Here is a 24,424-nt window from a genome sequence, read left to right on the forward strand (position 1 = left end):
TGGCCAAACGCCTTAGTTTCCCAAGTTCGCTGCAAGCCTCTCAAGGCTTTCGGCTGCGCCTGTTTTTTTAAAGGCGCCTGGAACACCCGATTCAAGCGGCAGCTGAAAACGGACTTTCTCCTTCACCGTGACTTATCAGGCAGGTTACCCCCATGCAGTTCAGCGAATTATTGGCAGCGATTTCCACCCACGCGATCCGTCTTCAACTGGAAGAGGGCGACTTGATCATACTGGGCGACGATGACGCGCTGGGGGATGCGCTGTGGGATCAACTGATCGCCCACAAGCCTCGCCTGCTGCAGTTTGTAGCCGAACATGGCGGCGACTGGCTCAGCCCGGCCTACCGCATCACCCCGCAGATGCTGCCGCTGGTCAACCTCGACCAGCCGGCCATTGAGCGTATCGTCGCCGCCATCCCCGGCGGCGCCGCGAATGTGCAGGATATTTACCCGCTGGCGCCGCTGCAGGAGGGCATGCTTTATCACCACCTTTCGGCCGAGCAGGGCGACCCCTACGTGCTGCACGCACAGTTTGTGTTTGACAGCCGCGCGCGGTTGCAGGCATTTGCCGAGGCGCTGCAGTGGGTCATCGACCGCCACGATATTCTGCGCACCTCAATGGTCTGGGAGCGCCTCGATGAGCCACTGCAAGTGGTGTGGCGCACAGCAACCCTGGCCTGCGAAGAGGCGCACTTCAACGGCGCTGACGTGCTCGCGCAGTTACTCGCGCGGTTTGATGCACGCACTTATCGCATGGACCTGGGCCAGGCGCCGCTGCTGCGCCTGGTGTTTGCCGACGACCCGGCCAACCAGCGCGTGGTGGCGATGCTGTTGTTCCACCACACGATTCTGGACCACACCGCGCTGGATGGCGTGCGCCATGAAATCCAGTTGTACCTGGCCGGCGAGCAAGCCCTGGCCGCTGAGCCGGTAGCGTTTCGCAGCTACATCGCCCAGGTGCGCGATGGCGTCAGCGCGCAAGCGCACGAGGCGTTTTTCCGCGAGATGCTTGCCGACATCGATGAACCGACGTTGCCGTTCGGCTTGCAGGATGTGCAGGGCGATGGCCAGGGCATCGATGAAGCCCGCCTGCCTGTCGACAGCGCCTTGAGCCGCCGCCTGCGCAGCCTGGCGCGACCGCTCGGGGTGAGTGTGGCGAGCATCATGCACGTGGCGCTCGCCCGCGTATTGGGCGTGGTCGCCGGCCGCGAGGCGGTGGTGTTCGGCAGCGTGATGCTCGGGCGTATGGGCGCAGGCGAGGGCGGTGAGCGCGCGTTAGGCATGTTCATCAACACGCTGCCGTTGCGTGTGGATGTCGGCGAGCAAGGCGTGCGCGCCGGGGTCAAAGCCACGCATGCGCGGCTGAGCACGTTGCTCAACCACGAACATGCGTCGTTGGCGTTGGCCCAGCGCTGCAGTGGCGTGGCCGCGCCGACCCCGTTGTTCAGCGCGATACTCAACTACCGCCACAGCGCCGCTACCGACATGGCGGCGGTGATCGAAGTGGCCGAAGGCATTCAGGTGCTCGGCGCCGAAGAGCGCACCAACTACCCGCTGACGGTTAACGTGGATGACCTGGGTGAAGACTTTGCGCTGACGGTGATGGTTGACACGGCCATCGGCGCCCAGCGCGTCGCCGCTTACCTGCATACCGCGCTGCAGAGCCTCGCCGACGCGCTGGAACAGCGACCGGATTCGCCGCTCAGCGGCCTGAATATACTGCCTCACGATGAACGCCTGAACCTGCTGCACACGCTCAACCAGAGCCCCTCGCACTACGCCGACACCGCGCTGATTCACCAGCAGGTTGAAACCCACGCCGCCGCCCAGCCCACCGCCATTGCCCTGCGCTTTGACGACCAGCGCCTGACCTACCGCCAACTCAACGAACGCGCCAACCAGGTTGCCCACCGCCTGCTCGCGCAAGGCGTGCGCCCGGATGACCGCGTGGCCATCTGCGTAGAGCGTGGCCCGGAGATGATCATCGGCCTGTTGGGCATTCTCAAGGCCGGCGCCGGGTATGTGCCGATCGACCCGGCGTACCCGCTGGAACGCATCGCCTACACCCTGGCCGACAGCCAGCCGTTGGCCGTGCTGGTGCAAGCCAACACCTGCCACCTGGTCGGCGACCTGGCGCAAATCGACCTCAACAGCCTGCGCCAGGAGTCCATCGTCAACCCTCGGCTCACCCTCAGCGCGGCCAACCTTGCCTACGTGATCTACACCTCCGGCTCCACCGGGCTGCCCAAAGGCGTGATGATCGAACACCGCCAGGTCGCGCGGCTGTTCACGGCCACCGAACACTGGTTCGGCTTTAACCACACCGATGTGTGGGCGCTGTTCCATTCCTTCGCGTTTGACTTTTCGGTGTGGGAAATCTGGGGCGCGCTGATGCACGGCGGCCAGTTGCTGATCGTGCCGCAATGGGTCAGCCGCTCGCCGCAAGACTGCTATGCGCTGCTTTGCGACGCGCGCGTGAGCATTCTTAACCAGACGCCCAGCGCGTTCCGCCCATTGATCGCGGCTCAGGCACACAGCGCTCAAGCGCATTCGCTGCGCCAGGTTATTTTCGGCGGCGAAGCGCTGGAACCGGGCATGCTCAAGCCGTGGTATGCGCGCGCCATGAACGCCGGTACGCAACTGGTGAACATGTACGGCATCACCGAAACCACCGTGCACGTGACGTACTGCGCGCTGCAAGCGGCCGACGCGCAGCGCGTCGGTGTCAGCCCGATTGGCGTGCGCATTCCCGACCTGCAACTCTACGTGCTCGACGAACACCGTGAGCCGCTGCCGTTTGGCGTGGTCGGCGAGTTGTACGTCGGCGGTGCCGGCGTAGCGCGCGGTTATCTGAACCGCGATGCGCTGAACGCCGAGCGCTTCCTGGCTGACCCGGCCACCGGCCTGCGCATGTACAAAACCGGCGACCTCGGCCGCCTGCTCGCCGACGGCAGCGTTGAGTACCTGGGGCGTAACGATGACCAGGTGAAAATCCGTGGTTTCCGTATCGAGTTGGGCGAAATCGAAGCGCGCCTGGCCACCGCGCCGGGCGTGCGTGAGGCGGTGGTCATCGCCCGCGAAGATGAACCGGGTGACAAGCGCCTGGTGGCCTACGTGGTGGCCGAGGGCGAACTCAGCGTCGCCGCGTTGCGTGACCATCTGCTGCTGAGCCTCGCCGAACACATGCTGCCGAGCGCCTTCGTGCGTTTGGATACCTTGCCGCTGACCACCAACGGCAAGCTCGACCGCAAGGCGCTGCCCGCGCCGGATGCCGACGCATTGGCGCGGCGTGACTACGCCGCCCCGCAAGGCGCGGTGGAAACTGCCATCGCCGGCCTCTGGCAGGAGCTGTTGAAGCTCGACCGCGTCGGCCGCGACGATAACTTCTTCGAACTCGGCGGCCACTCGCTGCTGGCGGTCAAGCTGATCGAACGCATGCGTCAGGTCGATTTGAGCGCCGATGTGCGCGTGCTGTTTGGTCAGCCGACACTGGCGGCACTGGCTGCGGCGGTCGGCGGGCAACAGGAAGTTGTGGTGCCACACAACCTGATCACACCCGCCAGCCAGCACATCACGCCCGACATGCTGCCGCTGGTGAACCTCGACCAGGTCGCTATCGAGCACATTCTCGGCAAGGTCCCCGGTGGCATTGCCAACGTGCAGGACATCTACGGGCTGGCGCCGTTGCAGGCGGGTATTCTTTACCATCACCTGGCAACCACCGAGGGCGACCCCTACGTGTTGCAGGTGCAGTTCAGCTTTGCCGACCAAGCGGCGGTGGACGCGTTTGTTCGCGCGCTGCACAGCGTGATCGAGCGCAACGACATCCTGCGCACCGCGATTATCTGGGAAGGCCTGGAGGAGCCGGTGCAAGTGGTGGTGCGCCAGGCTTCATTGGCCGTCGAGCGTATTCAAACCCAAGGCAGCGATGCCTTGGCGCAACTGCAACAACGCTTTGACCCGCGCCACTATCGCCTCGACCTGTCGCGCGCCTCGCTGATGCATTTTGGCTACGCGCAGGAGCAAAGCCGCTACGTCGGTATTTTGCTCCTGCACCATATCTTGCTCGACCACACGGCCCTGCAAGTGCTGGTGCAAGAGATGAGCGCCAGCCTGGCTGGCAGCAGCGCGCAACTGCCCGACGCGGTGCAGTACCGCAACTACGTGGCGCAGGCGCGGCTGGGTGTCACGCAGGCGCAACATGAAGCGTTTTTCAGCGACATGCTCAGCGATATTGACGAGCCGACGTTGGCCTTCGGCTTGCACGACGTGAATGGCGATGGCAGTGGCATCGTCGAGGCGCATCTGCCGCTCGAACCGGCGCTGAGCCATGGGCTGCGCGAGCAGGCACGGCAACTCGGCGTGAGCACTGCCAGCCTGGTGCACCTGGCGTGGGCGCAGGTGTTGGCGCAGGTGTCCGGCCAGCAAGACGTGGTGTTCGGCACCGTGCTGCTGGGCCGCATGCAAGGCGGTGAGGGCGCCGACCGCGCGTTGGGGATGTTCATCAACACCTTGCCGCTGCGCGTCAGCCTCGGTGCCGTTGGCGTGCAAGCCGGGGTGCGTGCCACCCACGCGCGCCTCGCGCAATTGCTTGGGCATGAACATGCTTCGCTGTCGCTGGCCCAGCGTTGCAGCGGCGTGCCCGGCTCTTTGCCGTTGTTCAGCACCTTGCTCAACTACCGTCACAGCGCGCCGGGCGAAGCGCCGGGGGACAGCCCGTTTGCTGCCTCCGGTATCGAAATTCTGAGTTCTGAAGAGCGCAGCAACTACCCGCTGGTGTTGAACGTCGATGACCTCGGCACAGGCTTTGCGCTCACCGTGCAAGGCGTGGCCACCCTGGATGTTCAGCGCGTGGGCGACTACATGCTTACCGCCTTGCGCAACCTCGTGACCGCGCTGCAACAGGCGCCCACCACGCCGTTGCACGCGGTGTCGATTGTGCCGCCTGCCGAGCGGCAGCAACTGTTGGTGGGCTTCAACGCGACCGCCCGTGAATACCCGTCGCAGTTGACCGTGCAGCAACTGTTCGAAGCCCAGGTGCTGGCGCGTCCCGAAGCCATTGCGGCGGTGCAGGGTGAATTGTCGTTGAGTTATCGCGACCTCAACCACCGTGCCAATCGACTCGCCCATCACTTGATCAATCAGGGGGTGCAGCCCGGCGAAAGCGTGGCGATTGCACTGCCGCGCTCGCTGGATTTGCTGGTGTGCCAACTGGCGATCCTCAAGTGCGCGGCGGTCTACGTGCCGCTGGACGTCAACGCCCCGGTGGAACGCCAGGCGTTTATCGTGCAGGACAGCGGTGCGCGCCATGTGCTGAATAACCTCGCCGAGTTGAACCTGGAAGCACTGTCGCCACGCAACCCCGAGGTGGCGCAGTCTGCGCAAAGCGTTGCGTACATCATGTACACCTCCGGTTCCACCGGCGCACCGAAGGGTGTGCAAGTGCCGCACCGCGCGATCTCGCGGCTGGTGCTGAACAACGGCTACGCCGAGTTCAACCCGCGCGACCGTGTGGCGTTCGCGTCTAACCCGGCGTTCGACGCAAGCACCCTTGATGTGTGGGCGCCGCTGCTCAATGGCGGTTGCGTGGTGGTGGTCGAGCAGGCAGTGCTGCTGTCCCAAGCTGCGTTTGCTGCGCTGTTGCAAGAGCAAGCCATCAGCGTGTTGTGGATGACCGCCGGGCTGTTCCATCAGTACGCCGATGCGTTGATGCCGGTACTGCGCCAGTTGCGCTACCTGATCGTTGGCGGTGATGTGCTTGACCCGCTGGTGATTGGCCGCGTGCTCACCCACGGCAAACCGCAGCACCTGTTGAACGGCTACGGGCCGACCGAAGCCACCACGTTCTCCACCACCTTTGAAATCACCGCGCTGGCTGCGGGCGGCATTCCGATTGGCCGGCCGATTGCGAATGCGCAGGCCTACGTGCTGGATGCGCGCCAGCAACTGCTGCCGTTGGGCGTGGTCGGCGAGTTGTATATCGGTGGTGCGGGCGTGGCCATCGGGTATTTGAACCAGCCGCAACTGACCGCCGAAAAATTCATCGCCAACCCGTTTGGCGAAGGCCTGCTGTACCGCAGCGGCGACTTGGCCAGTTGGCAGGTCGACGGCACCTTGTTGTACCAGGGGCGCAATGACCTGCAAGTTAAAATTCGCGGCTTCCGTATCGAGCCCGGCGAAATCGAAACCTGCCTGGCCACCTGCGTCGGTGTCAAAGACGCGGTGGTGCTGGCCCGCGAAGACGAACCGGGAGACAAGCGCCTGGTGGCTTACTACACCGCGCAGGCGCCGTTGGACATCGAAGCGTTGCGCGCGCACCTGCAAGGCCAGTTGCCGGATTACATGGTGCCTTCGGCGTATGTGTGGCTGGCGCTGCTGCCGCTGACCGCCAACGGCAAGCTCGACCGCAAGGCCCTGCCGGTGCCGGACCAGAGCGCGCTGCTCAGCCGTGGCTACGAAGCGCCGCAGGGCGAGGTAGAAACCCTGCTGGCGCAGATTTGGCAAGACGTGCTCAAGCTGGAACGCGTGGGTCGGCACGATCATTTCTTCGAGCTGGGCGGGCATTCGCTGCTCGCGGTCAGCGTGATTGAACGCATGCGGCAGGTCGGCCTGAGCGCCGATGTACGCGTGTTGTTCAGCCAGCCAAGCCTGGCAGCGCTGGCGGCGGCGGTGGGCAGCGGGCGCGAAATTGTGGTGCCGGCGAATGGCATTCCGGCGGGATGCACACAGATCACTCCAGCCATGCTGACGCTGGTGCAGCTCGACCAGGCCGCGATTGACCGAATCGTCGCCAGCGTGCCCGGCGGCGCGGCCAATGTGCAAGACATCTACCCGCTGGCGCCGTTGCAGGAAGGTATTTTGTACCACCACATCAGCGCCGAGCAGGGCGACCCGTACTTGCTGCAATCGCGCATGGCGTTTGACAGCCTTGAGCGCTTGCACGGGTTCATGCGTGCGCTGCAACAGGTGGTGGCGCGCCACGACATCCTGCGCACCGGCGTGGTCTGGGAAGGCCTCGACAGCCCGGTGCAAGTGGTTTGGCGCGAGGCGCAACTGGTGGTGCAGGACGTTGCGCTGGACGCGGCACAAGGCGGCATCATCGAACAATTGCACGCGCGCTTCGATGCGCGGCACTACCGCCTCGACATCACTCAGGCGCCGCTGCTGCGCATGGTCTACGCCGAGGACCCGACGAATAATCGGGTCGCGGCGATCCTGCTGTTCCACCACTTGGCGCTCGACCACACCGCAATGGAAGTGGTCGGCGAAGAAATGCGCGCGTTCCTGTTCAACCAGGCGGATGCGCTGCCGCACGCCGCACCGTTCCGTAACTATGTGGCCCAGGCGCGCCTGGGTGTGAGCGTGGCGGAACACGAGCAGTTCTTTTGCGACATGCTCGCCGACATCGACGAGCCGACCCTGCCGTTTGGCGTGCAGGATGTGCAGGGCGATGGCCGCGACATTGAGGAAGCACACGTGCCACTGGACGCGGCACTGGCGGTGCGCGTGCGTGAGCAAGCGCGGGTGCTGGGCGTCAGCGCGGCCAGCGTCATGCACCTCGCTTGGGCGCAGGTGCTGGGGCTGGTGTGCGGGCGTGACGAGGTGGTGTTCGGCACCGTATTGATGGGCCGCATGCAGGCCGGTGAGGGCGCCGACCGTGCGCTGGGCATGTTCATCAACACCTTGCCGCTGCGCGTGAATGTGGCCGCCGGTGCCGCCATTGCGGTCAAGGCGACCCACGCGCGACTCAGCGCATTGCTCGGCCATGAACATGCCTCGCTGGCACTGGCCCAGCGTTGCAGTGGCGTGCCGACGGCGGTGCCGCTGTTCAGCGCGTTGCTCAATTACCGTCACAGTAACCCCGGCGAAATGGCCCGCGATGGCCACGGCATCTGGGAAGGTGTGCAACTGTTGGGCGGCGAAGAGCGCAGCAACTACCCGCTGACCCTCAGCGTCGATGATTTTGGCGCAGGCTTTGGCCTCAGCGTGCTGGCGCTGCCGCAGATCGGCGCCGAGCGTGTGTGTGGTTACATGCACAACGCCGTGGCGCAACTGGTTGGCAGCCTGGAAAACGCACCGCGAACAGCGCTGAATCAATTGGATATTCTGCCCGCAGCGGAACGCGAAACGCTGCTGCGTGAATTCAACGCCAGCGCCGCGCATTACCCAACCGGGCACACGCTGCACGCGGCCGTTGAGGCCCAAGCCGAGCGCCAGCCGCAGGCGATTGCCGTGCAGCAAGGCGACGAGTCGCTGACCTATCAGCAACTCAACCAACGTGCCAACCAACTGGCCCATCACCTGCTGGCACTCGGTGTGCAACCGGATGACCGCGTGGCGATTTGCTGCCGGCGTGGCCCGCAAATGTTGGTGGGGCTGCTGGGCATTCTCAAGGCCGGTGCAGGCTATGTGCCTATCGACCCGGCGCACCCGGCCGAGCGAATCGCCTACCTGTTGCAGGACAGCGCGCCGGTGGCCGTACTGGCCGAGCCAGGCACCCGCGAACTGTTGGGCGCCGTCACAGCGGTCAACCTGCTTGACCACCGTTGGCAGCACCACGCGGTGACCAATCCTCAGCTCGAAACGCTGACCCCGGCGCACCTGGCCTACGTGATCTACACCTCAGGCTCCACCGGCCAGCCCAAGGGCGTGATGGTCGAACACCGCAGCGTGGCAAACCTGGTGCACTGGCACTGCGCAGCCTTCGAGCTGGATGCGCGCAGCCACACCAGCAGCGTCGCCGGTTTCGGGTTTGACGCGATGGCCTGGGAGGTCTGGCCAGCACTGTGCGCAGGCGCAACCCTGCACCTGCCGCCGGCCGATGTTGGCAATCAAAACATCGACGCGCTGCTCGCCTGGTGGTTGGCACAGCCGCTGGAGGTCAGCTTCCTGCCGACTCCGGTGGCCGAATACGCGTTCAGCCAAAACCTGCAACACCCGAGCTTGCGCACCCTGCTGATCGGTGGCGATCGCCTGCGCCAGTTCACACAGGAACAGCGCTTTGCAGTGATCAACAACTACGGCCCCACCGAAGCCACGGTGGTTGCCACCTCGGGCCGCGTGCACGCCGGGCAGGGCTTGCCGATCGGTCGGCCGATTGCCAATACCCACGTCTACGTGCTCGATGCACAACTGCGCCCGGTGCCGGTGGGGGTTGTCGGCGAGCTGTATGTGGGTGGCAGCGGCGTGGCGCGGGGCTACTTGAACCGGCCTGAGATGACTGCCGAACGCTTCCTGGATGATCCGTTCAACGGCGGGCGCATGTACCGCAGCGGCGATTTGGTGCGCTGGTTGCCCGACGGTAATCTCGACTACGTGGGCCGCAACGATGATCAGGTGAAAGTGCGCGGCGTGCGCGTCGAACTGGGCGAAATCGAAAGTTGCCTGGCCGCGCTTGAGGGTGTCGGCGAAGCGGTGGTGCTGGTGCGTGACGGCCGTTTGGTGGCGTGGTTCAGCGAACATTACCCGCTTGCGATTGAACACCTGCGCGCGCAACTGCAAGCGCAGTTGCCCGAGGCGCTGGTGCCGGTGGCCTATGTAAAACTCGACGCGCTGCCGCTGACCGCCAACGGCAAGCTGGACCGCAAAGCCCTGCCGGAACCCGACCACACCGCGCTGCTGAGCCGGGACTATGAAGCGCCGCAAGGTGAGGTCGAGACCACCCTGGCACGCATTTGGGCCGAGGTGTTGCAGGTGGAGCAGGTCGGTCGGCATGACCACTTCTTCGAACTCGGCGGCCATTCGTTGTTGGCCGTCAGCCTGATCGAGCGCATGCGCCAGGTCAGCCTCAGCGCCGATGTGCGCATCCTGTTCAGCCAGCCAACCCTGGCGGCGCTTGCCGCCGCCGTGGGCAGCGGGCGCGAAGTGCAGGTGCCGCCCAACCGTATCGCTGCCGACTGCCGGCGCATCACCCCGGACATGCTGTCGCTGGTTGAGCTGGACCAATCGACGCTCGACGAGGTGGTCGGCCGCGTCCCCGGCGGCGCCGCGAATGTGCAAGACATTTACCCGCTGGCGCCGTTGCAGGAGGGCATTCTTTACCACTACATCACCGCCGAGCAGGGCGACCCTTACCTGCTCCAATCGCACTTGGCGTTCGACAGCATCGAGCGCCTGAACGCCTTTGCCCAGGCGTTGCAATTAGTCATCGACCGGCACGACATCCTGCGCACCGGCGTGGTCTGGGAAGGCCTCGCGCAACCTCTGCAAGTGGTGTGGCGCAAGGCTGAGCTGAGCGTGCAGGAACTGCACTTGCAAGGTGATGTACTGGCCGGGCTGCACGCGCGGTTTGATGCGCGGCGTTTTCGCCTCGACATCAGCCAGGCGCCGCTGATTCGCCTGATGTACGCCAACGACCCGGCCAACGCACGCGTGGTGGTGGTGTTGCTGTATCACCATATTGCCCTCGACCACACCGCATTCGACGTGGTGCTGCACGAAATGCAGGGCCATTTGCTCGGCCACGCCGCCCCGACGACGGCGCCGATGCCGTACCGCAACTACGTGGCCCAAGCGCGTCTGGGCGTGAGCGAAGCCGAACACGAGCGCTTTTTCTGCGAGATGCTCGGTGATGTCGATGAACCGACCTTGCCGTTCGGCTTGCAGGACGTGCGCGGCGACGGCAGCGCCATCCAGGCGCATAGCCTGCGCCTGGACGCAAACCTCAACCGCCGCCTGCGCGCTCAGGCACGCCTGCTCGGGGTAAGCACGGCCAGCCTGTTCCACTTGGCCTGGGGCCAGGTGTTGGCGGCCACCGCAGGTCGCCACAGCGTGGTGTTCGGCACGGTATTGGTCGGCCGCCTGCAAGGCGGCGAGGGCGCCGACCGTGCCCTTGGCGTGTTCATCAATACCTTGCCGTTGCGCCTGGACATAGATGAGCAAGGTGCACGCGCTGCGGTGCGGGCCACCCACGCGCGGCTCACCGCGTTGCTCGGGCATGAACACGCCTCCTTGGCGCTGGCCCAGCGTTGCAGCGGGGTGGCGGCCCCGGCGCCGCTGTTCAGTTCGATGCTCAACTATCGCCATCGCGGCGCGGCAACCCGCTCGCACGAGGCGCAGCAAGCGTGGCAAGGCATGCAAACCCTGGTCAATGACGGGCGCACCAATTACCCGTTGACCTTGAACGTGGATGACTTGGGCGACGGCTATGACGTGACGGCCCTGGCGCAGGTTGACGCGCAGCGGGTCTGCGGCTACATGCAGAACGCCTTGGCCGGGTTGGTTGAAGCCTTGGAGCAGGCGCCGCACCAGGCGCTCAATCGCCTGCCGGTACTGGGCGCCGAGGAACGCCAAAAACTGCTGGTGGAGTTCAACGCCACCACCGTCAACTTCAACCTCGACCAAACCCTGCACGGCCTGTTCGAAGCCCAGGTGGCGCGCACGCCAGACGCCGTGGCGGTCAAAGCCGGTGAGCAACACCTGACCTACCAAGCGCTCAACGAACGCGCCAACCGCCTGGCGCATCACCTGCGTGAACGCGGCGTGCAAGCCGATTCGCGCGTGGGTATTTGCCTGGAGCGTGGCCTGGACATGGTCATCGGCCTGTTCGCCATCCTCAAGGCCGGCGGCGGCTACGTGCCGCTCGACCCGGCGTATCCAGCAGAGCGCATTGCCTACATGTTGCACGACAGCGCACCTGTGGTGGTGCTCGCGCAGGGCGCAACCGGTGGCTTGCTCGGCGATGTGGCGGTGATTGATCTGGACCACAACACCTGGCAGCACCAGCCCGCCAGCAACCCTCAAGTGCCAGGCCTCAGCGCCCAGCACATGGCCTACGTGATCTACACCTCTGGCTCCACCGGCCAGCCCAAGGGCGTGATCAACGAACACGCAGGCGTGGTCAACCGGTTGTTATGGATGCAGGACGCCTACGGCCTTAACGCGCATGACGCGGTGCTGCAGAAAACCCCGTTCAGCTTCGACGTGTCGGTGTGGGAGTTTTTCTGGCCGCTGTTCACCGGCGCGCGGCTGGTGATGGCGCGCCCTGGCGGGCACAAGGAGCCGGCGTACCTGTGCGAAGTGATCGAGGCGGAGCAGATCACCACGCTGCACTTTGTGCCGTCGATGCTCGACGTGTTCCTGGCGCATGGCGAGATCAGCCAGGCGAGTGGGCTGGTGCGCGTGATGTGCAGCGGCGAAGCCTTGCCGGGCAGCCTGGTGCGGCGCTTCAAGCAGCAATTGCCAGCGGTTGGCTTGTACAACTTGTATGGCCCCACCGAAGCGGCGGTCGATGTGACCGCGTGGAACTGCGCCTGCGCCGAGGTGCCGGACAATACCCCCATCGGCAAGCCGATTGCGAACACGCGCATGTATGTACTGGATGCGCAGTTGCAGCCGCTGCCATTGGGTGTGGTCGGCGAGCTGTTTATCGGCGGCGTGCAAGTCGCGCGCGGCTACTTGAACCGCCCTGAGCTGACCGCCGAGCGCTTCCTCAACGACCCGTTCACCGACGGGCGCCTGTACCGCACCGGTGACGTCGGCCGTTACTTGCCCGACGGCAATATCGAGTACCTGGGCCGCAACGATGACCAGGTGAAAATCCGTGGCTTGCGTATCGAACTCGGCGAAATCCAGGCGCGGCTGCTGGAGCATCCGCAGGTCAGCGAAGCCGCCGTGGTGGCGCGCGAAGACCGGCTGGTGGCGTACTACACCGGCCAGCCAAGCGACATCGAACAACTGCGCCTGCACCTGCTGCAGCACCTGCCGGACTTCATGGTGCCCGCGCTGTTCGTGCACCTCGACGCCTTGCCGCTGAGCCCCAACGGCAAACTCGACCGCAAGGCCCTGCCGGCACCGGGCATGGATGCGTTGCAAGTGCGTGAGTACGAAGTGCCGCAAGGCGCGACCGAAATCCTCTTGGCCGAACTTTGGGCCGAACTGCTGAAGGTGGAGCGGGTAGGGCGGCATGACAATTTCTTTGAACTGGGTGGGCACTCGTTGCTCGCCATGAGCTTGATCGGCCGCCTGCGCCAGGAAGGTATGGAAGCCGATGTAAGGGCGTTGTTCGAAGCGCCAACCCTGGCCGGCTACGCCGCCATAACTGAACGAATGGAGATCGTCCTGTGAGCCTCTTTGAGCTGTTGGCGACACTGAAAACCAAGGACATTCAACTGGCGCTCAAGGGCGAGCAGTTGTCGGTGCAAGGCAATAAACAAGCGCTGAGTGAGCCGGCGATACTGGCGGCGTTGCGCGAACACAAACCCGCGCTGATCGAGCTGATCAAGGCCGGCGAGTACTCGGCGACCAAGGCCGGTGAGGTGCAGGTGCCGGCGAACGCCATCCCGACGGGCGCTGAACACATCACACCAGGCATGCTCAGCCTGTCGACACTCAGCCAGGAAGAGATCGACCGCATCGTCGCCAGCGTCGACGGCGGTGTGGCGAATATTCAGGATATTTACCCGCTGGCGCCGTTGCAGGAAGGCATTCTGTTCCACCATGTCAGCGCCGAGCAGGGCGACCCGTACGTGATGCAGTCGCAGTTTTCGTTTGACAGCCTGGCGCGTTTCGAGGCGTTTGCCGACGCGTTGCAACGCGTGATGGACCGCCACGACATCTTGCGCACCGGGGTGGTGTGGGACGGTTTGCAACAGCCGTCGCAAGTGGTGTGGCGCCAGGCGCGCCTGCCGGTGCAGGCACTGACGCTGGACCCGGCCGACGGCGATATTGCCGCGCAACTGCACGCGCTGTACGACGCCCGCCATTATCGCCTCGACGTGACGCAGGCGCCGCTGTTGCGCCTGGTGCGTGCCGAAGACCCGCAGAACCAGTGCATTGTCGCCACGTTGTTGTTCCACCATATGGCCCTCGACCACAGTGCGCTCGAAGTGGTGTGCCATGAACTGCAAGCGTACTTGCTGGGGCACGGCGAAGCGCTGGGTCAGGCGGTGCCGTTTCGCAATTACGTGGCGCAGGCGCGCTTGGGCATCAGCGAGCAGGAACACGAAAGCTTTTTCCGCCAGATGCTCGGCGACATCAGCGAACCGACCTTGCCGTTTGGGTTGCAGGACGTGCAGGGCGATGCGCGCGGCATTCAGGAGGTCAGCGTGCCGCTGCCAGCCGAGTTGGGGCAGCGCTTGCGTGCGCAAGCGCGGCAACTCAGTGTCAGCGCCGCCAGCCTGTTTCATATGGGCTGGGCGCAAGTATTGGGCGCCTTGTCCGGCAAGCAGCACGTGGTGTTCGGCACCGTGTTGATGGGCCGCATGCAAGGCAGCCATGGCACGGACCGCGCGCTGGGTATCTTCATCAATACGCTGCCGTTTCGCGTCGACGTGGACGGCCAGGACGTACGCAGCGGCGTTAAAGCCACCCACACGCGCTTGACCACCTTGCTGCGCCATGAGCATGCGCCGCTTGCGCTGGCCCAGCGTTGCAGCGGCGTTGTGGCGCCGACGCCGTTGTTCAGCGCGTTGCTCAACTACCGCCACAGCGCCCCGGCGGCCAGCGCCGAGGGCGTGTCGGCGTGGCACGGGATTGCAGCGCTCAGCGCCGAAGAACGCACCAACTACCCGCTGACCTTGAGCGTTGATGACCTCGGTGATGGTTTCGGCCTGAGCCTGCTCGCCAGCACCTCGGTAGACCCGCAGCGGGTGTGCGCCTACTTGCAAACCGCCCTGGAAAACCTGGTGACTGCGCTGGAGCAGGCGCCGCACACCGCGCTGAATCACCTGTCGGTAGTGCCTGTGGCCGAGCAACAACAACTGCTTGAGCAGTTCAACGCCACCCAAGCCACTTTTCCCCAAAGTACCATCCCGCAAAGTACTATCCCCCAAAGTACTATGCTGCACACGCGGATTGAAGCGCAGGCGGCGCTCACGCCCGAGGCTATTGCTGCGGTACATCAGGGCCACTCACTGACCTACGCCGCGCTGAATCAGCACGCCAATCAGCTGGCCCATCACCTGTTGGCGCTGGGCGTAAAACCCGACGACCGCGTGGCCATCGTCGCGCGCCGTGGTCTCGACACCCTGGCCGGGTTGCTGGCGATCCTCAAGGCGGGTGCCTGCTATGTGCCGGTGGACCCGTCCCACCCGGCCGAGCGCCTGAGCTACTTGCTGAGTGACAGCGCGCCGGTGGCGGTGCTGACCCAGCACGCGTTGCTCGCGCGCCTGCCCTCACTCGAAGTGCCGGTGATCGCCCTGGATCGGGTGACCTGGCAACACGCTTCGACGGATAACCCCAGCGTTGCCGTCAGCCCGAAAAACCTTGCGTACGTGATCTACACCTCCGGCTCCACCGGCCTGCCCAAAGGCGTGATGGTGGAGCACCACACCGTGGCGAATCTGGTCGATTGGCATTGCCACGCGTTTGACCTGTGTGCCGGGCGCCACACCGCCAGCGTTGCGGGTTTCGGCTTTGATGCAATGGCCTGGGAAGTCTGGCCGGCGCTGTGTGTGGGCGCGACCTTGCACCTGGCGCCGGCGCACGACGGCGCCGAAGACCTCGACGCCTTGCTGGTGTGGTGGCGCGGGCAGCCGCTGGACGTGTGCTTTTTGCCGACGCCGGTGGCCGAGTACGCGTTCAGCCAGCAGATCGAACACCCGACGTTGCGCACGCTGCTGATCGGCGGCGATCGGCTGCGCCAGTTTGCGCGTGCACAGCGTTTTGAACTGATCAACAACTACGGCCCCACCGAGGCCACCGTGGTTGCCACCTCGGGCAAGGTCGAGGTCGGCCAGCCGTTGCATATCGGCAAACCGGTCGCGAATGTCACGGTGTACTTGCTGGATGAACAGCAACGGCTGGTGCCGCTGGGTGTGGCGGGCGAGCTGTATGTGGGCGGCAAGGGCGTGGCGCGGGGTTACCTGAACCGCCCGGAACTGACAGCCGAGCGCTTCCTGCAGGACCCGTTTAACGACGGGCGCATGTACCGCACCGGCGACCTGGCGCGCTGGTTGCCGGACGGCACGCTTGAATACCTGGGGCGCAATGACGACCAGGTGAAAATCCGTGGCATGCGCATCGAGCTGGGCGAAATCGAAACCCAACTCAACCAATTGCCCGGGATTCAGGAGGCCGTGGTGCTGGTGCGTGAGGAGCGCCTGGTGGCGTATTTCACCGAGCATGCGCAGTTCGACGCGTTGGCTGTCGGCGACATTCGCGCCCACCTGGTGGCGCACCTGCCGGACTATATGGTCCCGGTGGCCTACGTGAAACTCGCGGCATTGCCGCTCACCGCCAACGGCAAACTCGACCGCAAGGCGCTGCCGGCGCCCGACATGGCCGCGCTGTTTACCCGCGAATACGTGGCGCCGCAAGGCGAGATCGAAAGTGTGTTGGCGCAGATTTGGGCCGATGTGTTGCACGTGGAGCGGGTCGGGCGCCGCGACCATTTCTTTGAGCTGGGCGGGCACTCGCTGCTGGCCATGCGCATGGTGTCGCAAGTGCGCCAGCGCCTCGGTGTCGAGCTGATACTCGGCGATTTGTTTGCCAATGCCGAGCTGGCGGCGGTCGCCGAGGTGCTCGCCAAAGCCGGTCGCAGCACTTTGCCGGACATTCTTCCGGCCAATCGCGATGACGACGTGCCGCTGTCCTTCGCCCAACAGCGCCTGTGGTTTTTGGCGCTGATGGAAGGTGCCAACACCGCCTACAACATTCCTATCGGCTTGCGTTTACGTGGGCAGTTGCATGTCGAGGCGCTGCAACGGGCGCTGGCGCGTATCGTCGCGCGGCATGCAACCTTGCGCAGCCGCTTCGCCCAGCACGGCGACGACGCCAAGGTGCTGATCGTGCCCGCTGAAGAGGTGTTGCCGCTGCAAGTGCAAGACCTGCGCCGCCACCCGCAACCGCAGCAAGCGCTGGACGCGTTGATTCACGGCGAAGCCTCGGCGCCGTTCGACCTGGAACGTGGCCCGTTGCTGCGCGGGCGTTTGGTGGTGATGGGCAGCGATCACCATGTGCTGTTGCTGACCCTGCACCATATCGTCTCCGATGGCTGGTCGATGGGCGTGCTCACCCGTGAGCTGATGGCGCTGTACCAGGCGTTCAGCCATGGCCAACGCGACCCGTTGCCGCCACTGCCGATTCAGTACGGCGACTTTGCCGTGTGGCAACGTTTGTGGCTGAGCGGCGAAGTGCTGCACCGCCAAAGCAGCTACTGGCAGCAGGCGTTGGCCGGTGCGCCGGCACTGCTCACCTTGCCGACTGACCGCCCACGCCCGGCGCAACAGGACTATGCCGGCAGCAGCGTCGAAGTGCGCCTGAATGAACGCCTCACCGCCGGGCTCAAGGCTTTGAGCCAACGCCATGGCACCACGCTGTACATGACCTTGATGACCGCCTGGGCCTCGCTGTTGGCGCGGCTGTCCGGGCAAACCGACGTGGTGATCGGCTCGCCGGTGGCCAACCGTACGCGCAGTGAGGTGGAAGGCCTGATCGGCCTGTTCGTCAACACCCTGGCGGTGCGTATCGACACCTCGGGCGAGCTGAGCACCGAGGCATTGCTGGCGCGCGTAAAAACCCTGACGCTGGACGCTCAGGCCCATCAGGACCTGCCGTTCGAGCAAGTGGTAGAAGTCACCCGGCCGGTCCGCAGCCTGGCCCACAGCCCGCTATTCCAGACCTTGCTGAGCTGGCAGGACAGCAGCGCGCCGACCCTGGCGTTGGGCGATCTGGCGCTGGAAGGAATTGTCGAGAACAGCCACTTTGCCAAGTTCGACCTGTCGCTGAACCTGGGTGAAGTACAGGGCAGCATTCTCGGCGCGCTGGAATATGCGCTGGCGCTGTTTGATCAGTCGACTGTCGAGCGTTACGTCGGCTACTTCACCCGCGTGTTGCAGGCGATGGTCGATAACGACCAGGCGGTGCTGGAACATGCGCCGCTGGTGGATGAGCGTGAGCGTCAGCATCTGCTGGTCGACTTCAACGCCACCGCAGTGGCCTACGACCTCAAGCAAACCCTGCACGGCCTGTTCGAAGCGCAGGTGGCGCGCACGCCGCAGGCGATTGCGGTCAAAGCAGGTGAGCAGCAACTGACGTACGCCGAGCTGAACGCGCAGGCGAATCAGTTGGCCCACCACTTGCTGGCGCTGGGCGTGGAGCCGGGTTCGCACGTGGCGATCTGCGTGGAGCGCAGCCTTGAAATGGTCGTCGGCCTGTACGCCATTCTCAAAGCCGGCGCGGCCTATGTGCCGCTCGATCCGGCTTACCCGCAAGAGCGCATTGCCTACATGCTGCAAGACAGCGCGCCGGTGGTGGTGTTGGCCCAAGCGGCCACGCGCGGCTTGCTCGGCGCGGTGCCGGTGGTCGATCTGGACCAGCCTGACTGGCAGCATCAACCGGTGGAAAACCCTGGTATTGAGGGCGTGGCCGCGTATGTGATCTACACCTCAGGCTCCACCGGGCAACCCAAGGGCGTGATCAACGAACACACCGGCGTGGTCAACCGCCTGTTGTGGATGCAGGACGAATATGGCCTGACGGCGCATGACACGGTGCTGCAAAAAACCCCGTTCAGCTTCGACGTGTCCGTGTGGGAGTTCTTCTGGCCGCTGTTTACCGGCGCGCGCCTGGTGATGGCACGGCCTGGCGGGCATAAAGACCCGGCGTACCTGTGCGAGGTGATCGCGGCTGAACAGGTCACGACGTTGCACTTCGTGCCGTCGATGCTCGATGTGTTCCTCGCCCACGGCGACGTCAGCCAAGCGGCTGGGCGGGTACGCGTAATATGCAGCGGCGAAGCCTTGCCGGGCAGCCTGGTGCGGCGCTTCAAGCAACAGTTGCCGGGCAGCCAGTTGCATAACCTGTATGGCCCGACTGAAGCGGCGGTCGACGTCACGGCCTGGAACTGCGCCGGTGCGGTCACGCCGGACAACACGCCGATCGGCAAACCCATCGCCAACACGCGCATGTACGTGCTCGATAGCCAATTGCAACCGGTGCCGTTGGGCGTGGTCGGTGAGCTGTTCATCGGTGGCGTGCAAGTGGCGCGCGGTTATCTCAACCGGCCTGAACTGACTGCCGAGCGTTTTCTCAACGACCCGTTCAGCCCAGGGCGGATGTACCGCACGGGGGACGTCGGCCGCTACTTGGCGGACGGAACTATCGAGTACCTGGGGCGCAATGATGACCAGGTGAAGATTCGCGGTTTACGCATTGAACTGGGCGAAATCCAGGCGCGCCTGCTGGAGTATCCGCAGGTCAGCGAGGCCGCCGTGGTGGCGCGCGAAGACCGGCTGGTGGCGTATTACACCGGCACGCACAGCGACATTGACGCGCTGCGCAGCCATTTGCTGCAGCACTTGCCGGAGTTCATGGTGCCGGCGATTTTTGTGCACCTCGACGCGCTGCCGCTGAGCCCCAACGGCAAGCTCGACCGCAAGGCGCTGCCCGCGCCGGGCGTGGATTCGCTGAGGTTGCGCGAGTACGAAGCGCCGGTGGGGGATACCGAAATCGCGCTGGCCAGCCTGTGGGCCGAGTTGCTGAACGTAGAGCGCGTGGGTCGTCACGACAATTTCTTTGAACTGGGTGGGCACTCGTTGTTGGCCGTCAGCCTAATGGGCCGTATGCGCCGCCTCGGCTTGTCGGCCGACGTGAAAGTGCTGTTCGGCCAGCCGACGTTAAGCGCGTTGGCGGCGGCGCTGGGCGGCGGGCGTGAAGTGGTGGTGCCGGTGAATGGCATTGCCGCCGACTGCCGCCATATCACCCCGGCCATGCTCACGTTGGTCACGCTGGACCCTGGCGCTATCGAGCGCATCGTCGCCTGTATCCCCGGCGGCGCGGCGAATGTGCAGGACATTTACCCGCTGACGCCGTTGCAGGCCGGCATGCTTTATCACCACCGCGCGGTGACGGAAGGCGACGCGTACGTGCTGCAAGCGCAGTTCGCATTCGACAGCCTGCTGCGCTTGCAAGCGTTTACCAAGGCGTTGCAGGCGGTGATCCAGCGGCACGACGTGCTGCGCTCGTCATTCCATTGGGACGGCCTGGAAGAACCGGTGCAAGTGGTGTGGCGTGAAGCATCATTGAGCGTCGAAAGCGCGCCGTTGCCACAACGCCTCGACCTCGCCCAAGCCCCGCTGATGCGCCTGGTGTATATGCAGGACCCGCAAGCTTCGCAGCGTGTGGTGGCGACCTTGCTGTTCCATCACTTGGTGATGGACCACATTGCCCTGGACATCCTGCAGCACGAAATGCAGGCGTTTCTGTTGGGCCGCGAGGACCAACTCGGCGCAGCGGTGCCGTACCGCAACTACGTGGCCCAGACGCGCTTGAGCGTCGACGATCACGCAGGGTTTTTCGCTGAAATGCTCGCTGAGATTGATGAGCCCACCGAGGTCGCCAACCTCGGCGGTGAGGCAAACGCGCAACTGACCCTCGACCCGCAGTTGAGCCTGCGCCTGCGTACTCAGGCGCGTCAGTCGGGCGTCAGCGCGGCCAGCCTGATGCACTTGGCCTGGGCGCATGTGCTGGGCAAGGTCTGCGGTCGCGAGCGCGTGGTATTCGGCACGGTGATGCTCGGCCGCCTGCAAGGTGGCGAAGGCGCAGAACGCGCCATGGGCGTGTTTATCAACACCTTGCCGCTGCGCGTCGACGTGGGCGAACACTCGGTACGCACGGCGCTGCGTGCAACCCACGCGCGCCTTAGCCAACTGCTCAGCCATGAGCATGCGCCGCTGGCATTGGCCCAGCGTTGCAGCGGCGTGCCGGTGGGCACGCCGTTGTTCAATGTGCTGTTCAACTACCGCCACAGCGCGCCGCCCGTTGGCGGTGTGGCCGAGGCGTGGCAAGGCATTCAATTGCTCAAGGCCGAAGAACAGAGCAACTATGCGTTGTCGGTGAGCGTCGATGACCTTGGTGATCATTTCAGCCTGCACGCCATGGGGCAGGGCGCCGAGCGTTTGTGTGGTTACTTGCAGGTTGCCCTGGAGCAACTGGTGCAGGCGCTGGAGCAGCACGCCGAGATCGCCATCGGGCGCCTGCCGATTCTGCCGCAGGCCGAACGCCAACAACTGGCGCAGTTCAACGCCACCACCCGCGCGTTCCCCCGCGAGCACACGGTGCAGCGTCTGTTCGAAGCCCAGGCCCACGCGCGGCCTGACGCGGTGGCGGTGCTGCATGGCGAGCACGCGGTGAGCTATGGCGAACTCAACACCCGCGCCAACCGCCTGGCTCATCACCTGTTGGAACTGGGGGTGCGCCCCGCCGATCCTGTTGCGATCCTGTTGCCGCGCTCGATTGACCTGCTGGTCAGCCAATTGGCCGTGCTCAAATGCGCCGCCGCTTATGTGCCGCTGGACATCAACGCGCCCGTCGAGCGCCAAGCGTTTATGCTGCAAGACAGCGGCGCGGCCTGGCTGTTGACCCGCAGCGCGCTGGCGGTCGACTGCGCAGCGCGCCGCCTCGACCTCGACAGCCTGACCGTCGCCGCGCAACCGAGCCACAACCCGGACCTGTCTCAGCACTCGGACAGCGTGGCGTACATCATGTACACCTCCGGTTCCACCGGCACGCCGAAGGGCGTATTGGTGCCGCACCGTGGCATCACGCGGCTGGTGATCAATAACGGCTACGCCGACTTCAACCACACTGACCGCGTGGCCTTCGCCTCTAACCCGGCGTTCGATGCGAGCACCGTGGACGTGTGGGCGCCATTGCTGCACGGCGGCCAGGTGCAGGTGATCGACCACGCCACCTTGCTCGACCCGGCCGCCTTCAGCGTGGCGCTGGCAGGCACCACTGTGCTGTTCCTCACCACCGCGTTGTTCAACCAATACGTGCAGATGATTCCCGAGGCCCTGGCCGGCCTGCGCATCCTCTTGTGCGGCGGCGAGCGTGGCGACCCTTCGGCGTTCCGCAGCCTGTTGGCGCGTGCGCCGACCTTACGTCTGGTGCATTGCTATGGACCGACGGAAACCACCACATACGCCACCACCTACGCGGTGCACGCGGTTGCCGATAACGCCCAAAGCGTGCCCGTGGGTCGGCCGATTTCCAACACGCAGATCCATATACTGGATGCGCAGTTGCAGCCGGTGCCGCTGGGTGTGGTCGGCGAAATCTGCGTCGGTGGCGACGGCGTCGCCATTGGTTATTTAAACCGGCCTGAGCTGACGGCCGAGAAGTTCGTGCAAGACCCGTTCAACCCGGGCAGCGTGATCTACCGCACCGGCGACCTCGGCCACTGGACGGCGGACGGCCTGCTGGAGTGCATCGGGCGTAACGATGACCAAGTGAAGATTCGCGGTTTCCGCATTGAGCTGGGTGAAATCCAAGCGCGGCTGGCGCTGTGCGCAAGCGTTCAGGATGCAGTGGTGTTGGCGCGTGAAGACGTACCGGGTGACAAGCGCCTGGTGGCGTATTTCACGTGGGCCGCTGAACCGGTTGACGTCGACAGCGTGCGGGCGTGTTTGCAAGGCCAGTTACCCGAATACATGCTGCCGTCGGCCTATGTGCCGCTGGCGCACATGCCACTGACGGCAAATGGCAAGATCGATCGCAAAGCCTTGCCTGTACCTGCCCCGGACGCGGTGATCAGCCGCGTGTTTGAAGCGCCGGTGGATGCGCTTGAGCAGACCCTGGCGCAGTTGTGGGCCGAGGTACTCAAGCTTGAGCAGGTCGGGCGGCATGACAGCTTCTTTGAACTCGGCGGGCATTCATTGCTGGCGATTCGACTGGTCAACCTGATGCAAGAGGCGGGGTTGCAGGTGTCACTGGCCGAGCTGTTCCAGCACGCCAACGTGGCCTGCGTCGCCGCCATGCTGAGCCAGCGCACGGCAGAGCCTGCGCGCGACCATTCGGTGATCACCGTGCGTAGCAGTGGCGCGCAGCCGCCGCTGTTTCTGGTGCACGAGTTCAGCGGCATGGACGTGTACTTCCCGGCGCTGGGCCAGCACCTGCCCGGTGACTATCCGATTTACGGCCTGCCGGGCGTGGCGTTGGGCGAGCCGCACCTGAACACCATGGAAGGCCTGGCGGCGCGCATGGTCGGTCTGATTCGCAGCCTTCAACCGCACGGGCCGTACCGCGTGGCGGGTTGGTCGTTCGGCGGTGTGCTGGCCTATGAAGTCGCCATGCAACTGCTGGGGCTGGATGAACCGGTGGCGTTTCTCGGCCTGATCGACACCTACGTGCCGCGCATGACCGACCAGGGCAAGGCGCGCTGGAGCGGGCCGGACGCTCTGAAGCGGCATCTGTTGTTGCAGTGCACGGCGTATTGGAAAGCACAGGGAGGTGTGGATGAGCTGGCAAGCCTGGAACAATTGGAGGCAGACATTCGACAGTTGGACCTTGCGGCTCTGCTGCAACGCTGTCGCGATCAAGGTTTGTTGTACGCGCAAATGGCAGCGGCGACGGACGCGGACCTCATAAGTTTTATCCAGCGCGAAGTGGGCCATGGGCATGCGTTGGCGCACTACAGCCTGTTCCCGTTGCCGGTGCCAGTGCACCTGTTCAGCGCGCTGGAGCGCCCGACCGAGTTGTCACGGCGCAGCACGTCGCTGGGCTGGAACGACGCGTTGGCGCCTGCGCAATTGCGCCAAATCGAGGTGCCGGGTGACCACCAGAGCATGATGCAGGCGCCGCATATCCAGGCCTTGGGCGCTGCGATGACTCAGGCCATGGCTACGTGTGCCCCGGTGGCGCAAGCGCAGCATCAAGCGTTACTGCGGATTCAGAGTGGCCGCGCGGGGTATGCGCCGGTGTTCTGTGTGCCGGGTGCGGGCGATAGCGTTACCGGCTTCGTCGGTTTGAGCGAAGCACTCGGGCGCGAATGGCCGCTGTATGGTTTGCAGCCGCGTGGCCTGGATGGCGAGGCGGTGCCGCACAGCCAAGTGGAAGCGGCGGCGCAGGGGTATTTGGTAGCACTGGAGCACGAGTGCCCACGCGGGCCGGTGCATTTGATCGGGCATTCGTTTGGCGGCTGGGTTGCGCTGGAGATGGCGCTGCGGTTGCAGGCGATGGGCCGTGAAGTGGCGTCGTTAACGGTGATCGACAGCGAGGCGCCGGGCGGCGCGGGCCGGCCTTACACAACAACGGCAGCCTTGTTGCGGTTGATTGAGGCCATGCAGTTGTCGGCGGGCAAACCGCTGGGCATCGACCGTGCCGAGTTTGCCGGTTGGGACGAGGTGACGCAGCGCCAGCGCTTGCATGCCGGAATGGTCGCGGTCGGCTTATTGCCGGCGCGCGCCAGTGTGGACGCGATGGATGGGCCGGCGCGCACTTACGCGGCGGCGTTGCGCACCGTGTATCGGCCTGCGCACCGCTACAACGGTGTGGTGCGCCTGGTGTTGGCGGAAGACCCGGCGCTGGATGCGTCAGGCAATCAGCGCGAGCAGGGCTTGATGATTGAAGGTTGGCGCGGGCAGGGCAGTGCGTTGCAGGTTTGGTATGGCGCGGGCAACCACTTCACGTTGCTCAAGGCACCCAATGTGTTGGGCTTGGCTGGGTGGTGGCGTGCAGGCGTTGGCGTAGGCGAGGAGGTCTCATGA

General features: G+C 64.8%; 2 protein-coding genes. Both read left to right on the plus strand.

The genetic code is table 11. The features are described from left to right. Nucleotides 1–152: 152 nt before the first annotated feature. On the plus strand, nt 153–13,064 hold the full coding sequence (locus tag ACOZK9_RS23240) for an amino acid adenylation domain-containing protein (protein WP_421556644.1): 12,912 nt from the start codon (nt 153–155) through the stop codon (nt 13,062–13,064). Next, the gene (locus tag ACOZK9_RS23245) at nt 13,061–24,424 is read left to right on the plus strand and encodes an amino acid adenylation domain-containing protein (protein WP_421556645.1); all 11,364 of its coding nucleotides are present in this window, start codon (nt 13,061–13,063) and stop codon (nt 24,422–24,424) included. Before ACOZK9_RS23240 ends, ACOZK9_RS23245 begins: the two co-directional genes overlap by 4 nt.

Source organism: Pseudomonas kitaguniensis (genome assembly GCF_049199985.1).
Taxonomy (GTDB): domain Bacteria; phylum Pseudomonadota; class Gammaproteobacteria; order Pseudomonadales; family Pseudomonadaceae; genus Aquipseudomonas; species Aquipseudomonas kitaguniensis.